The sequence below is a fragment of the Fibrobacter sp. UWH4 genome (assembly GCF_900142475.1).
Classification (GTDB): domain Bacteria; phylum Fibrobacterota; class Fibrobacteria; order Fibrobacterales; family Fibrobacteraceae; genus Fibrobacter.
The window spans coordinates 1-14,039 of record NZ_FRAY01000013.1; the positions used below are offsets into that span (position 1 = coordinate 1).

12 protein-coding genes are annotated in these 14,039 nt (G+C 47.0%); 10 read left to right on the top strand and 2 right to left on the bottom strand.

Translation table 11 applies throughout. The features are described 5' to 3' along the window. Positions 1-306: 306 nt before the first annotated feature. On the bottom strand, positions 307-1,971 hold the full coding sequence (locus BUA93_RS14815; protein ID WP_072980720.1) for a diphosphate--fructose-6-phosphate 1-phosphotransferase: 1,665 nt from the start codon (positions 1,969-1,971) through the stop codon (positions 307-309). A gap of 161 nt (positions 1,972-2,132) precedes the next feature. Here BUA93_RS14815 and BUA93_RS14820 point away from each other — a divergent pair, with 161 nt between their 5' ends. The 5 genes from BUA93_RS14820 (at position 2,133) to BUA93_RS14840 (ending at position 8,090) form a co-directional block, all read left to right on the top strand. Continuing rightward, the gene (locus tag BUA93_RS14820; protein WP_072980722.1) at positions 2,133-2,354 is read left to right on the top strand and encodes a hypothetical protein; all 222 of its coding nucleotides are present in this window, start codon (positions 2,133-2,135) and stop codon (positions 2,352-2,354) included. A 45-nt stretch (positions 2,355-2,399) separates the two neighbouring features. Next, positions 2,400-4,097, top strand: a complete 1,698-nt coding sequence (locus BUA93_RS14825; protein WP_254794005.1) for a polysaccharide biosynthesis protein — start codon at positions 2,400-2,402, stop codon at positions 4,095-4,097. A gap of 18 nt (positions 4,098-4,115) precedes the next feature. After that, positions 4,116-6,047 (top strand): OmpA family protein, encoded by a 1,932-nt coding sequence (locus BUA93_RS14830; RefSeq protein ID WP_083597505.1) that lies wholly within the window; start codon positions 4,116-4,118, stop codon positions 6,045-6,047. A gap of 13 nt (positions 6,048-6,060) precedes the next feature. Next, complete coding sequence (locus tag BUA93_RS14835) at positions 6,061-7,242, top strand: DegT/DnrJ/EryC1/StrS family aminotransferase (protein WP_072980724.1); 1,182 nt, start codon at positions 6,061-6,063, stop codon at positions 7,240-7,242. Between the two features lie 161 nt (positions 7,243-7,403). After that, the gene (locus tag BUA93_RS14840; protein WP_072980726.1) at positions 7,404-8,090 is read left to right on the top strand and encodes a sugar transferase; all 687 of its coding nucleotides are present in this window, start codon (positions 7,404-7,406) and stop codon (positions 8,088-8,090) included. A 78-nt stretch (positions 8,091-8,168) separates the two neighbouring features. On the opposite strand, the gene BUA93_RS14845 is transcribed toward BUA93_RS14840, so the two are convergent. Beyond that, a complete protein-coding gene (locus BUA93_RS14845) occupies positions 8,169-9,116 on the bottom strand; it encodes a PD-(D/E)XK nuclease family transposase (RefSeq protein WP_072980728.1) in 948 nt (315 codons plus the stop codon). Between the two features lie 134 nt (positions 9,117-9,250). Here BUA93_RS14845 and BUA93_RS14850 point away from each other — a divergent pair, with 134 nt between their 5' ends. The 5 genes from BUA93_RS14850 to BUA93_RS14870 are packed head-to-tail and all read left to right on the top strand — an operon-like array spanning position 9,251 to position 13,868. Then, entirely contained in the window at positions 9,251-9,850 is a 600-nt protein-coding gene (locus BUA93_RS14850; RefSeq protein WP_072980730.1) for a GNAT family N-acetyltransferase, read from the top strand. Beyond that, positions 9,847-11,010, top strand: coding sequence for a glycosyltransferase family 4 protein (locus BUA93_RS14855; protein ID WP_072980732.1), 1,164 nt, complete (start codon positions 9,847-9,849; stop codon positions 11,008-11,010). The genes BUA93_RS14850 and BUA93_RS14855 overlap by 4 nt, the downstream gene beginning before the upstream one ends. Next, positions 11,007-12,104, top strand: coding sequence for a glycosyltransferase family 1 protein (locus BUA93_RS14860; RefSeq protein WP_072980734.1), 1,098 nt, complete (start codon positions 11,007-11,009; stop codon positions 12,102-12,104). Before BUA93_RS14855 ends, BUA93_RS14860 begins: the two co-directional genes overlap by 4 nt. Positions 12,105-12,111: 7 nt before the next feature. Further along, positions 12,112-12,972 carry a glycosyltransferase family 2 protein gene (locus tag BUA93_RS14865; protein ID WP_072980736.1) on the top strand — a complete coding sequence of 287 codons (861 nt, stop codon included), beginning with the start codon at positions 12,112-12,114 and terminating at the stop codon, positions 12,970-12,972. Then, on the top strand, positions 12,969-13,868 hold the full coding sequence (locus BUA93_RS14870) for a WaaS/CpsH family glycosyltransferase (RefSeq protein WP_072980737.1): 900 nt from the start codon (positions 12,969-12,971) through the stop codon (positions 13,866-13,868). Before BUA93_RS14865 ends, BUA93_RS14870 begins: the two co-directional genes overlap by 4 nt. Positions 13,869-14,039 lie beyond the last annotated feature (171 nt).

Here is a 14,039-nt window from a genome sequence, read left to right on the forward strand (position 1 = left end):
AAGTCGGGTCGATATTCTTGAGGCCGGCCTTGCCACCGCAACCAATGAGGGAGAGGGAAGCTGCGCAGAGGAGAAGCGCTGCAAATTTTTTCATGGTAAAGTCCTCCTAATGGGGATTTTTTTAGAAAACGACATTGTTTTCTTGACGGCACAAGATAGAAAAATTTGTTTCAAATTGGAAACTTTATATGAATTGTTTACAAATTTGTGAAATTTATATGAATTAAACTATAATATGTTGATCTTAAACAAAAAAAATCCCTGCAGAGAACTGCAGGGATCGAAATTCAAGACGATGTTTATCGCTTACTTGACTTTAAGGGCGCCGCGTTCGAGCTTGATCGTGAAGTTCGTGACGTCGCAAACTTCGCTGGGACCCCAGTACTGGATCGGACCCGGGTAGGTGTAGGATTCAGTCTTAGCCCAAACTTCGCGGTTCTTGGCGAAGAACTTGAACGGAGCACCGTCGAGTTCCACGAGAGCCTTCTGGATCACCGGCTTGTCGGCACCGTGACGACGTTCGATGTTCATCATCATGGTGATAGGAATGCCACCGGCAGTCCACTTTTCGATACCCTTCGTGAGGTCACGCACAGAACTCATGTAGCCGTTCATCTTGTTGAAGGCGAGCACGGAGGCGGTGTAACCGAGGCTGTAGCAGTAGTCGGCGTCGAAGTTCGACGGAGCGGCGCAGCGGCCTTCGTAACCGAAGAAGTGGTTGAGGGCGCTGAACTTGCCCTTGAAGTTCTTGCGGCTCTTGAGTTCCTTCTTCACCATTTCGATGACGAGCTTTTCGGTTTCGATGAGGGAAACCTGCACGTTGCCGTGGCTGTCGCGGTCGAGCATCAGCTGACCCTGAGTGGTGGCGGGGAGGCTCTTGAGGACTTCGGCAGAAGCCTTGGAAATCCAGTTGCAGAGCTTTTCAACCTTGGCGGCGGTGTCGAGGCCTTCGACTTCCTTTTCGTGGTGGGCGAGGGCTTCGGAGAGTTCAGAAATGAGCACGCCGACATCCGGGATGAATTCGAGGAGGCCTTCCGGAATCAGGCTGACGCCGAAGTTCTTGCCGTCAGCAGCACGGGCAGCGACGATGTCAGCCACGTACTTGATGACCTGCTTCAGCTTCATCTTCTTGGCCTTGACTTCTTCAGAGATCAAGCAGATGTTCGGGTGGGTCTGGAGAGCGGCTTCGAGAGCGATGTGAGAAGCGCTACGGCCCATGAGCTTGATGAAGTGCCAGTACTTCTGAGCGGAGTTGGCATCGCGCATGATGTTGCCGATGAGTTCGGAGTAGGTCTTGACGGCAGTGTCGAAACCGAAGGAGGTTTCGATGTATTCGTTCTTGAGGTCGCCGTCGATGGTCTTCGGGCAGCCGCAAACAACGCAGCTTGCGCCGTTGGCCTGGAAGTATTCACCGAGAACGGCAGCGTTGGTGTTGGAGTCGTCACCACCGATGATCACGATAGCGTCGAGCTTCTGAGCCTTGGCGACAGCCATGCACTTCTTGAACTGTTCTTCAGTTTCGAGCTTGGTACGGCCGGACTGGATGATGTCGAATCCACCAGTGTTGCGGTAGGAGTCCATGATCTTTTCGTTGATCACGATGAACTTGCCGTTTTCGAGGCCGGACGGACCGCCGAGGAAGCCGAGGAGCTTGGAATTCTTGCTGATGCTCTTGATACCGTCGAAGATACCCGCGATCACGTTGTGTCCACCAGGAGCCTGGCCACCGGAGAGCACCACGCCCACGTTCAGAGCCTTACCGGCAGCAGCCTTGGTAGCCTTCTTCATGGAAATGTACGGTGCACCGTAGGTGTTCGGGAACAGAGCCTTGATCTTGGCCTGGTCGCGCACGGATTCGGTTGCCTTACCCTTGTTGAGAGTGACCTTGAGAGCGCCGTCGCGGAGAGCGGCGGGGAGTTTCGGCTGGTAGGCCTTGCGGGCCTTGCCGAGGACGGACAGATTGTCAGCCATTGTTTTTTCCTTTTGATTTAGCCCGTCAACAGTATATGCACGGGCCGGGTTAAAAAATACGCACTAAATATAGCTAAATGAATTCATTCGTATCCAAAATAAGAAAAAAAAGTTTTCAAAATGGCTAAAAAAACTAATTTTACGCAACTTGGTTTGGAAATATGAAAAAAATTAGGGGCCTGTTTACTAATTTCCGACTTCGCAAGCGCTTGCTTGCGCTTTCGGATGCATTTATTATCGTGGTGGCGGGGTTGCTCGCCAACTTCCCGATTCCCGTATATGCAGCGCGTATCGGTCGCCCCGACTTGTTTGCCTTCTTGTCAACTTGTGTTATCTGTTGCTTTGCGACCCTTTTGCTGTTTGGGGCTTATAACAGACTCTGACGCTATTTTGACCGCAACGATTACCTGAATTGCGTCAAGGGTGTCGTGACGGGATATGTCGTTGCTGTCGGACTGTATTACATATTTACCTATACGGTGTACTGCCGCTTTTCTCTGTTGACCTGCGCTCTTTCGGTGGCGGGAGTATGTGCATTCCGCTACTTGATCAAGGATGCTTTCGCTACCCTCGTCGAAACCGGTCGCAAGGATGCCGCCTACAAGCGTACGATGATTATCGGAGCGGGACGCGCCGGAAAACTGCTCATGACCGAAATTGCAAATCGCGGCTTGGGCGAATCGGGTGAGGGTGGAAAACGCGGGAGCCGTTCCAAGATTTTGCCCGTATGCGTTATTGATGACGACCGCAGTAAAATCGGTCGTCGTTTTTGTGGAATTCTCGTAGCCGGAGGCACGGCTGATATCGGAAAAATCGCAAAAATCGAAAATATTGAACAAATTATTTTCGCCATTCCCAGCTGCCCGCCCAAGGATCGCCGCGTCATTCTTGGAATTTGCAACAAGACGGGGCTCCCGGTAAAGGTACTTCCGTTCATCGGTTCTGCCCTCGGCGATTCCATGTACAATGATTCGGGACGAAGCTTTGCAAGCCAGATCCGCGACATCAACGTAGAAGACCTTTTAGGGCGTGAACCGGTCAAGTTCGACAACAAGGATATCCGTGACTTTATCGAGGGCAAAGTCTGCATGGTTACGGGTGGCGGTGGCTCTATCGGCAGCGAACTTGTACGACAGATTGCGAAATACTCCCCCAAACAGCTGATCATTGTCGATATTTACGAAAATAACGCCTACGAAATCCAGCAAGAAATGGTGATGGAATACGGCGGCTCCCTGAACCTGGTGACGCTGATTGCAAGTGTGCGTGACTACCAGCGCATGAATCATATTTTCAAGACCTACAAACCGGATGTCGTGTTCCATGCGGCGGCTCACAAGCATGTGCCCCTGATGGAAAGTAGCCCGATGGAAGCGATTAAGAACAACGTGATGGGAACCTTCAATGTAGCCTTCCTTTCGCTGTTCAATAAGGTCCAGAAGTTTGTGATGATCAGCACCGACAAGGCGGTGAACCCGACGAACGTGATGGGTGCCTCCAAGCGCTGCTGCGAAATGATCGTACAGTACCTGGCGCAGCAAAAGGCGAGTACGGCTGAATTTGTATGTACCCGTTTCGGGAACGTTCTCGGTAGTAACGGCTCCGTGATTCCTTTGTTCAAAAAGCAAATTGAGCAGGGCAAGCCCGTGACGGTGACGCATCCCGATATCATACGCTACTTTATGACCATCCCCGAAGCGGTGAGCCTGGTGATGGAAGCGGCGAGCATCGCGAAGGGTGGCGAAATCTTTGTTCTCGATATGGGGCAGCCGGTAAAGATTGTAACCTTGGCCGAAAACCTGATCCGCATGTACGGAAAGGTGCCCTACACCGATGTCGAGATCAAGTTTACCGGACTTCGGCCCGGCGAGAAAATTCGCGAAGAACTGCTGATGAACGAAGAAGGCCTCGAAAAGACGCGTAACAAGCTTATTTTTATCGGCAAACAGCTCGAAATCGACGGCGATCACTTTATCAAGCAACTTTGGAATTTGAAAAATTCGGCGGAAAAGAACGATGATGCCGAGGCGATTCGTGCACTCCACGAAATCGTACCGACATTTACCACGCCGGAACAATATAACTCCAAGGCAATTTCTAACTTTGTCGCTCCTTCTAGAGGTTAGGTCTATAGGATAAAAACAATGAAAATACGTTTTTTAAGCTCTTTGATTTTGGTGGTTGCGGTAGTCTGTTTCGCCCAGACAGGTTTGATGGGCGGCTCCGACGGTATTCACCAGATTAATACAAGAACTCTGGGAACGGGGCAAATCATTGCTGGTACCGGTGGTAATATCACACTTGACCCTTGGGCGCTTTCGCGTGGGGGTATTTATTATAATGATGGCGAAGAAAATCATTTCCATCATTACAAGCTTTCGGCCACGGGTAACTTTTTTGGCGGAATAGGCCTTACGGAATATGTGGATATCGGTGCCGCGCTCAATATCAACTACGACATGGCCTATGCCGATGGTTATTGGGATGCCGCCAGTAAAATCAGGCAAGGCGACTTGGCCTTGTGGGCGAAGGCGCGTGCGCCCTTTGGCGATTCGAGTGTTTTCACCCTTGCGGGGCAATTTGAACTGTATTTGCCGATAGGCGTGCGTTCTGCGGGTGTCCGCCCGCGTCATGCGTGGTATATTCGCGGAAACGGAGAAACGCATCCGTTTACGGCGGACGAAGTGGTTGTCGGGATGAACGCGATTACGACAGTAGACCTCTCGAAAGTGAATATTCCGGTGCGCTGGAACGCCAATATCGGCTTTGTATACGCTGACGAAGGTGCGAATACCGTAGTTTATGGAACGGGCCTTGACTGGGATGTTTTCTCGTGGGCGACCCCGTTTGTTGAATTCAGTGGCGAATTCCGTGTCGAAGATAACGGCATGCCGATCGACATCATGGAAGACCCGATGCTCCTGACGCCGGGCCTCAGGCTCCATTTGCCGTGGAATATCGAATTGGCGGGCGGTATCGACCTGTCGGTCCGTATGCTCCGCAACCGTTACAATACAGAAAAGGAAATGAAGAATACCGATGCCTACACGATTGGCTATACCGATCAGAAGGGGTATCATAAGACCTACGGCTATACACCCACGGTAACCTATGCCTTGACGGGGGTGCTGACTTGGAAATTCGGCTTTGCCGATGCCTTGGCCGAAAGGGAATGTCCGCAGGGCCTGCCCCGCGTAGATACCTTGGTGAAGGTTGACACGTTGTTCAAGGTCGATACGGTCGTGGTGACGGATTCTATCAAGGATGCCGACGGAGATGGCATTATTGATTCTCTTGACATGTGCCCCAATACCGAGGCCGGAGTCGAGGTCGATTCTATGGGATGCGTGAAGGACTTTGACAAGGACGGTGTCGAAGATTTGCGCGACCAGTGCCCCGATACAGAACAGGGCGCCACTGTTGGTCGTGACGGTTGCCCGTTGGATTTTGACCAGGACGGTGTTCCCAACTATAAGGACATGTGCCCGAATACGCGCCCCAATACGGGAGTTGATTCTCAGGGTTGCGACAAGGACGAAGACAAGGACGGCGTAGCCGATGGACGCGATCAGTGTCCGCTCACACCGAAGAATGCTCCTGTAGATACGACTGGTTGCCCCATGGACACCGACAAGGATAGCATTCCGGATTACCTGGATAAGTGCCCCAATTCGGTGCGAGGTGTAAAGGTGAACAAGGATGGTTGCCCCGTAAACAAGAAAGAAGACCTTGATAAACTTAAGACGGGTATTAATTTTAAGAGCGGCTCCACGATTTTGACGAAGCCAAGCTATGGAACGCTTGACGACATTGTCTACTTGATGCAAAAGTTTGCCGATGTGAATCTTGAAATCCAAGGACATACCGATAACGTCGGTGACACCGAATACAATGAGAATCTGTCTCAAGGACGAGCCCAGTCGGTAGTCGACTACATGATTCGAAAGGGCATCAAGGTCAATAGGCTGCGTGCTGTTGGATATGGTCCGCACAAACCGATTGCCGACAACAAGACCAAGAAAGGGCGTGCCAAGAACCGTCGTGTGGAACTGGTGCCGTTCTATATGGACGAATAAGTAGGAGAGTCGTATGCGCTTTGAGAAAAAGGTATGGCTTGCAAGCCCCACGATGCATGGCGATGAACTCAAGTACATGCAAGAGGCTTATTCCACCAACTGGATGAGTACCGTCGGCAAGAATATCGACGAGGTCGAAAGGTTGGTGGCCGAAAAGGTCGGTTGCAAGTATGCGGTTGCCTTGGGCGCAGGAACGGCGGCTCTCCACCTGTGTACACGCCTGGCGGGGGAGGCCCTTTACGGTCGCGCTCCGGCGGGGAAGGGTTCTCTTTCGGGGCACAAGGTCTTTTGCAGTGACATGACCTTTGCGGCGACCCTGAATCCAGTTGCTTACGAAAATGGCGAGGCTGTGTTCGTTGATTCCGAACGCGATACCTGGAATATGGATCCCGTGGCGTTGGAAAACGCTTTTGAAAAATATCCCGAAGTGCGTTTGGTAGTACTCGTTCATTTGTATGGAACTCCGGCGAAAGTGGACGAAATCCGCGCAATATGCGACCGTCACAAGGCGCTTTTGATAGAAGATGCCGCCGAAAGTCTCGGTGCGACCTATAAGGGGAAACAGACGGGAACCTTTGGCGACTATTCTGCCATCAGTTTTAACGGCAACAAGATTATTACCGGCAGCAGCGGTGGAATGTTCCTGACCGACTCCGAAAAAGATGCCGCGCAGGTACGCAAGTGGAGTACCCAGAGCCGCGAACCCAGACCGTGGTACGAACACGAAGAAATTGGCTACAACTACCGTATGAGCAATGTGATTGCGGGCGTGGTACGCGGGCAGATTCCGTATCTTGAAGAGCACATCGCGCAGAAAAAGGCCATTTATGAACGCTACAAGGCCGGGTTTGCCGGACTCCCGGTGACCATGAATCCCTACGATGCTGCAAATTCCGTGCCGAATTACTGGCTCAGCTGTATGCTGATTGATGAGTCGGCTGTGAAGCGTGTTTCGCCCGAAAAGATTCTCGCGGTCCTGACCGAAATGAACGCTGAAGGTCGACCCATTTGGAAACCGATGCACATGCAGCCCGTATACAGGGAACATTCCTTCGTGACCGCCGCAGGAATAGACGTGGGTGCCGATATCTTTGCCCGCGGTCTCTGCCTCCCGAGCGACAACAAGATGACCCCCGACCAGCAAGACGCTATCATCGCTGCAATCCGCGAATGCTTCGCCGCATCAAAAATCTGAGTTTTGTGGCTGCCGTCATTCTGGAGCCCGATAGGGCGACGGAATCCAGGATGGAGAACCTTTAAGAAAAAGTTTTTTTTATATTAATTCCTAATGTACGCCCATTGCCTGAAACATCCTAAATGTCATCCTGAGCGAAGCGAAGGATCCAAAGAGGCTTAATGTATCAAAAGTTCTTTAAGCGTTTCTTAGATTTTTGCTGTGCCCTGGCGGCCATTTGTTGCCTGAGTCCTTTGCTCCTTTTTTTGACGGTAGTGGGCGCCTACAAAATGAAGGGCAATCCGTTCTTTACGCAGCCCCGCCCCGGTAAAGATGAAAAAATCTTCAGGCTCGTCAAGTTCCGCACCATGACCAACGAGAAGGACGCCAACGGCAAGCTGCTCCCTGACGATGTTCGCCTGACTGCATACGGAAAATTCCTGCGCAGCACAAGCCTTGACGAACTCCCCGAACTCTTCAACATTTTAAAGGGCGACATGGCGGTAATCGGCCCGCGCCCGCAACTCGTGCGCGACATGGTCTTTATGACCCCGGAACAGCGCAAACGCCACACCGTACGGCAGGGCCTGAGTGGACTTGCCCAGATTAACGGCCGCAACGCCGTGACCTGGGAAACCAAGATCGCCTACGACCTTGAATACATCAAGAAAATCACTTTCTGGGGCGATGTGAAAATCATCCTCACCACGCTCAACAAGGCGTTCATCAAGCGTTCCGACATCACCGAAGAAAATTGCGATACCGCCACCGACCTCGGCGATTACCTGCTGGCAAGCGGGCGCATTACCCGCGAAGAATACGACCGCGGCCAAGAAGAAGCCAAAAAGCTTATTGCGGAGGCGGGGTGATGCGTTGGAGTTTTGCAAAAAAAAACACCCTTGAATAAGGGTGTGCGTGCGAGAAATATCAAACGAATGAATCTTGAATCACTTAGTCAAGAGTGCCTTGCGCTTGAGAATTTCTTCCTTGGATACACCAGAAATAATAGAAATTTCTTCTTCGGAATAGTTTCTAGAAAGCATAGCATCCACCATTTCGAAACGAGTCTCAATTTTGGCTCCAGCCAGGCGGCATTCGATTTCTTCTTTAGTAACCATTTCGTGCTCCATAGCTTTCAAGGTTTCGTCGTCCAAGTTGTCAATACGGATTCGTTCCAAGGCATCCTCGATAGCGCTATTCCCAAAGGTGGGAATCTCGTTTTCGGTGCCGGCGTTCTTGAGCAAGTACAGCCAGGCATCCGTTGCCGTCTTGACCTCGCTTGCGGACTTGTTGTAATTCGCAAGACTGACAATAATATACTTATTTTTAGCGAAAACAGGTTCTTTTATTCTATTTTCCATCGAGTTACGGCTGTAAATTGCCCATTCGTCAATGTATTTTCCGCAAAGTTCGGGCAAATCAAAGTTGCAAATCCAGATGGAGATACATTCTGGGAGCTGGTAACGCCTGTACTCCTTCTCTTCCTTGGAAAGAGCTTTGAATTCAGCTGCGGCATCCATCTGCTGCTTGCCCTTGATAACGAGGAACGCCTTGTACAGTACTGCTCGGTCGATAAAGAAACTGTGTTCTGCACGCTGCATCTCGATGTCCAAAAATCTGCCAGAGCCAGTCGTCGCAAACGCATCCATGATGATTTTGCGGCTCTGAGGCACCCGAAATCGGCTTGTGTAATTGAAGGTGTATTTGAGCTCCTTGATCTGGTCGTTACCGTGCAAATCAAGGAGCCCGTCAAGGAAATCTTTGAGAGCCTTGGGACTGTCGAACAGCTCCTGAAAACCAGTGTCGTAAGTGGGATCAATGAAAGCCTGTCCGACAAGTTTAGCGGGAATGGGTTCCTTGCGTATAACATTCTTTCTTTTGGGAGAAACCTTCATAAATTTGTTCCTATAATCAGTTTGACGAACAAATCTACAAACGAAAATCCGGAACTTTGCAAACACGTGTTTGCAAAGAGTTGTAAAAAGTTTTTTGCGGGAACGCCATGTATGAACTATAGGGAGGCTGCGTAATGCTTTACAAATTAGCTCATATTCTTCGTGATCGCTTCGGCTTTATTTGGAATTTGGTCGAGTGGGGGAATGCTCTCGTCTTTGCATTGACCCATAAGGCAGCGTTGAAAAAGATTCCCGCCATTTTGCGGGAATGTTCTGGAACGTATATATTGCGATTGGCTGAACTAGCAGATGCCCCGGCACTTGCCACTTTTTTTGCGGAACAGCCCGATGATGCCTTCAAATTTTTTAAACCGCACGCTTTCGACGAGAAGACCCTCTCGAAAATCATCAGGAACAGGGCGTTCCTCACGTTCCTCGTGCTTGACGGCGAAAAGATTGTGGGCTACTTCTTCTTGCGCTGCTTTATGAACGGGAAAAGCTTTAGGGGTAAAATTGTAGATTTCCGCTACAGGGGCAAGGGTATCGCGAAACTCCAGGGACTTACCGCCACAAAAGTTGCCTCCGCATTGGAAATGCGAGTTTTCGGCACGATTTCCCCGGAGAATTACGCCTCGCTGGCATCTTCCAAGGCCGTAAACGAAGTAAGGATTGTGGAAACACTGGAAAACGGCTACTACTACATCGAATATTTGCCGAAAAAGGACGAAAAATGAAAGTCCTGATTCTGGCAAATAAATCAACCGGACTGTACAAGTTCCGTGGAGAACTTCTCGAAGCGTTGCTCGCAAATAAGCATGAAGTCCTTTTATCTGTTCCGAATGGCGATTTTATCGATGAAATGCAACAGATGGGTTGCCATTTCATAGAAACCGAAATCTCTCGCCATGGCACGAACCCGCTCACGGACCTTGCCTTAACCAAGAAATATTGCGCAATCATCAAGTCCGTAAAGCCCGATATCGTATTCACCTATACCATCAAGCCTAATGTCTATGGGGGCATAGCCTGCCAGTTGTGCAAGGTTCCGTATGTCGCCAATGTGACCGGCCTCGGAACAGCCGTCGAGAATGGCGGAATCCTTCAGAAAATTACCTTGGCTCTCTATAGAACCGGATTGAGAAAGGCGAAACGTGTGTTCTTCCAGAACCAGGCGAACCAGGATTTTATGCTCAGGCATAAAGTCGTGAGAGGGGCGTATTCGTTGCTTCCCGGCAGTGGCGTAAACCTTGAACGCTTTGCCCCGCTCCCGTATCCCGATGAAACCGACGGAATCCATTTCGTTTTCATCAGCCGCATTATGCGTGAAAAAGGCATAGAACAGTATTTGGAAGCTGCAAAACACTTCAAGGTCGCTGAGCCTGCCGAAGTGCCAGACGCTCGTCATCCTGAGCGGACCCTGGAGCCGCAGGCGATAGGGGGAGTCGAAAGATCTAAACTACATTTCCACATCTGCGGTTTCTGCGAGCCCGAATACAAGGGCAAACTGGATGAATACATCAAAAAAGGCATTGTAATCTATCACGGCATGGTCCGTGATGTCCGCGAAATTCATAAGATTTCGCATTGCACCATCCACCCGAGTTTTTACCCGGAAGGCCTTAGCAATGTACTTTTGGAAAGCTGTGCCAGTGCCCGCCCTATCATCACTACGGACCGTAGCGGCTGTCGCGAAGTGGTAGATGATGGCGTGAACGGCTATATCGTGAAACAGCGCGATAGCGAAGACCTTATCCAGAAAATCGAGAAGTTCCTTATCTTAACGCACGAACAGAAAATGCGGATGGGACTTGCTGGCAGGGCGAAAGTGGAAAAGGAATTTGACCGCAAGATTGTCGTGGATGCGTATATGAAAGAAATGGAGGCTACGAAATGATTCGTATTCTCCATGTTTTAGGCGGCTTGGACAGAGGCGGTGCGGAAACGATGGTAATGAACCTGTATCGGGCCATCGATAAAACCAAAGTTCAGTTTGTTTTCATCACGCATACGAATCACCGTCAGGCTTATACGGAAGAAATCGAAAAACTTGGTGGAAAAATTTATTATTTTCCCAAATTTAAAGGAATCAATTATTTCCAATTAAAAGGCATCTGGAAAAATTTCTTCAAGGATCATCCTGAGTACAAAATACTGCATTCGCATGTCCGCAGTTATGCATCGCTTTATTTGCCCATTGCTAAAAAGGCTGGGCTAAAAACGATTATTCATAGCCATAGTACCTCTAATGGAAAAGGCTTGTCTTCTTTCGTTAAACAGATGATGCAGTTCCCACTGCGTTACCAGGCGGACTATTTCTTTGGATGCTCCAAAGAAGCTGGAGAATGGCTGTTTGGAAAGAAAGTTGTGGAATCGTCTAAATATCATATTCTGAAAAATGCGATTGATACTGAAAAATATACGTTCAACGAAGAATCTCGTGCACAATATCGTGAAAAATTGAGGTTGGGAAATAAATTGACTTATGTTCATGTAGGTCGATTTCATCCATCAAAAAACCATACTTTTTTGTTGAATCTCTTTGCTGAAATTCATAGGCGTAATCCTAATACGGTACTTTTATTGGTTGGGGATGGACCTTTGCATTCAAGTATTCAAACACAAATAGAAGAACTTTGTCTGCAAGATGATGTTTTGCTGTTGGGAAGCCGAGATGATATTCCTGAAATATTGCATGCTGCAGACTGTTTCTTGTTCCCCTCTTTGTGGGAAGGCTTCGGTATGGTAGCTGTTGAAGCTCAGGCAACCGGATTGCCTTGTATTTGTAGCGATATGGTTCCTAGTTCTGTTAAAGTAACTGATTTCTGCTATTTTATTTCTACAGATGATTTGCTTGCTTGGGTAGATATGTCTATGCAAAATACAAGATATGCCTTGTCGATGCAAAATGAAGAAAATGTGAATGGGATTGAATCTTTTGATATAAAAAAATCTGCTGCCGAATTACAATCTTTTTATTTGAACGTTTAGGTAAAATATGTCCAATGTAGCTTGTATTATTGTTAATTATAATGATTCCAAAAGGACTTTGGACCTTTCTAAACGAATTTGCAAATATTCTTCAATAAATCAAGTTGTTGTTGTTGAGAATAATTCTACTGATGATTCTTTGAATTATTTAGCATCTTTTGGACATCCCAAATATCATGTAGTTAAGTCATCAAGGAATGGTGGGTACGGTTATGGGAATAATTTGGGGGCTAAAAAAGCGAAAGAATTGGGTGCGAAATATATCCTGATCGCAAATCCAGATGTGAATTTCAATGATGAAAGTGTTTCACATATGCTCCATGTGATGAAAGATCATCCAATGTGTGCTATTGTTGGAGCCAGGGAAGTTAAACTTGGTACATATGCATGGCGCTATACATCTGCTTTAGATGATGTCCTTTCTGCAAGTGTTTTTTTGAATAAAATGTTGAAAAAAAGGTATTATAATAAAGAATTCTTTTGTGGAAAAGATTGTGTAGAAGTTGATATAATACCGGGTAGTCTACTTCTTGTGGATCTTGAAAAGTTTTTTGAAGTAGGTGGTTATGATGAATCTATTTTTTTGTATGAAGAAGAAAAAGTTCTTTATCGTCGTTTTTGTGAAAAGTATGTAACTATTGTTGATTTACAGGCTGAATACGAGCATCATCATGTAGAAAGTCATTCATATTCTGTGAAATCTGCTTTGGTTGGAAAAAAACGACTTTTAAACAGTAAATATTATTTCTTGAAGAATTACAGAAAGATTTCCCCACTTGCGTTATGCGCGTCCAAATTATTTTTTAGATTGACTATGCTTGAAATGCTTGTATGGATTTTAGTACGCAACATTGTGAGGCCCAAATGAAGTTTCTGATTTTGTATGAATGTGCTTCAACAGACTGGACTCTTTTGGAATGGAGACGAAATGATATAGATGCTCATATCATATTTCGTCCGGTGTCAAAATTTTTTAGAATGATTCGGAGATTTTGGATAAGAAGCAATATTCCTTTTCAACATTTTTGGTATTCGAAAAAATGGAAAAAATCTGTTGCCGAGGCTGATGTTGTTGTTGTTCATATGTCGAAATTGGTGGCTTCGCTTCCATATTACATAAATAAGCTGAATCCTAAAGCGAATGTTGTTGCTTGGTATTGGAATAGCGTTAATATATCATTAGAACCATCTTTGATTAAAGGAAAATGTTCAATATGGTCCTTTGATCCTGCTGATTGCGCAAAATATGGAATGAAATTTAACCATCAGTATTATTTTAAAAGTTTGATTCAAAAGAATTCTAACATAGATTGTGATGTGTATTATCACGGAGGAGATTCTGGAAGAGGAAAATCTTTAATTGAACTTTATAATTTGATTGTTGCAAAGAATTTGAAATGCAAGATGAAAATTGTTCATCCGATATATGACCAAATTCCAGAAGAAATGAAAAGTCCAATAATTCCTTATGCGCAAATAGCTGAAAATTCTTCAAAAAGTCGATGCTTACTTGAAGTTCTTCGCCCATACCAGTCGGGTCCCACATTGCGTTTGATGGAAGCTCTTTTTAACAAGAAAAAGATTATAACAACAAATAAGTCTATAAAAAATGAACCGTTTTACCGCGAGGACAACATGTTCATCATTGGCGAACGGTCTGTTGATGAATTGTATGTTTTTGTCAAATCGGATTATGTGAATCCTGGTGATGAGTTCATAGATGAATATGATGTAAAAAATTGGTTGAATAATTTTGTAGAATAAGCTTCGATTTAAATATGCTTTTGTTTTGTATTGCGGGAGTTTCTTTTTTACTGCTACTTGAATTTCTGATTTACAGAAATTTAAAGACTCCTGTATTCTTATACGGTGTTGTTTGGTTACTAGTTTATTTATCGTTGTTTGTGAAGAAAGATGAGTTTATTCTGAATAATT

What these genes read in the sequence shown, in the direction of transcription:
- BUA93_RS14815 (WP_072980720.1), bottom strand. Translation starts at nt 1,971, where the DNA reads ATGGCTGACAATCTGTCCGTCCTCGGCAAGGCCCGCAAGGCCTACCAG.
- BUA93_RS14820 (WP_072980722.1), top strand. Translation starts at nt 2,133, where the DNA reads ATGAAAAAAATTAGGGGCCTGTTTACTAATTTCCGACTTCGCAAGCGC.
- BUA93_RS14830 (WP_083597505.1), top strand. Translation starts at nt 4,116, where the DNA reads ATGAAAATACGTTTTTTAAGCTCTTTGATTTTGGTGGTTGCGGTAGTC.
- BUA93_RS14835 (WP_072980724.1), top strand. Translation starts at nt 6,061, where the DNA reads ATGCGCTTTGAGAAAAAGGTATGGCTTGCAAGCCCCACGATGCATGGC.
- BUA93_RS14840 (WP_072980726.1), top strand. Translation starts at nt 7,404, where the DNA reads ATGTATCAAAAGTTCTTTAAGCGTTTCTTAGATTTTTGCTGTGCCCTG.
- BUA93_RS14845 (WP_072980728.1), bottom strand. Translation starts at nt 9,116, where the DNA reads ATGAAGGTTTCTCCCAAAAGAAAGAATGTTATACGCAAGGAACCCATT.
- BUA93_RS14850 (WP_072980730.1), top strand. Translation starts at nt 9,251, where the DNA reads ATGCTTTACAAATTAGCTCATATTCTTCGTGATCGCTTCGGCTTTATT.
- BUA93_RS14855 (WP_072980732.1), top strand. Translation starts at nt 9,847, where the DNA reads ATGAAAGTCCTGATTCTGGCAAATAAATCAACCGGACTGTACAAGTTC.
- BUA93_RS14860 (WP_072980734.1), top strand. Translation starts at nt 11,007, where the DNA reads ATGATTCGTATTCTCCATGTTTTAGGCGGCTTGGACAGAGGCGGTGCG.
- BUA93_RS14865 (WP_072980736.1), top strand. Translation starts at nt 12,112, where the DNA reads ATGTCCAATGTAGCTTGTATTATTGTTAATTATAATGATTCCAAAAGG.
- BUA93_RS14870 (WP_072980737.1), top strand. Translation starts at nt 12,969, where the DNA reads ATGAAGTTTCTGATTTTGTATGAATGTGCTTCAACAGACTGGACTCTT.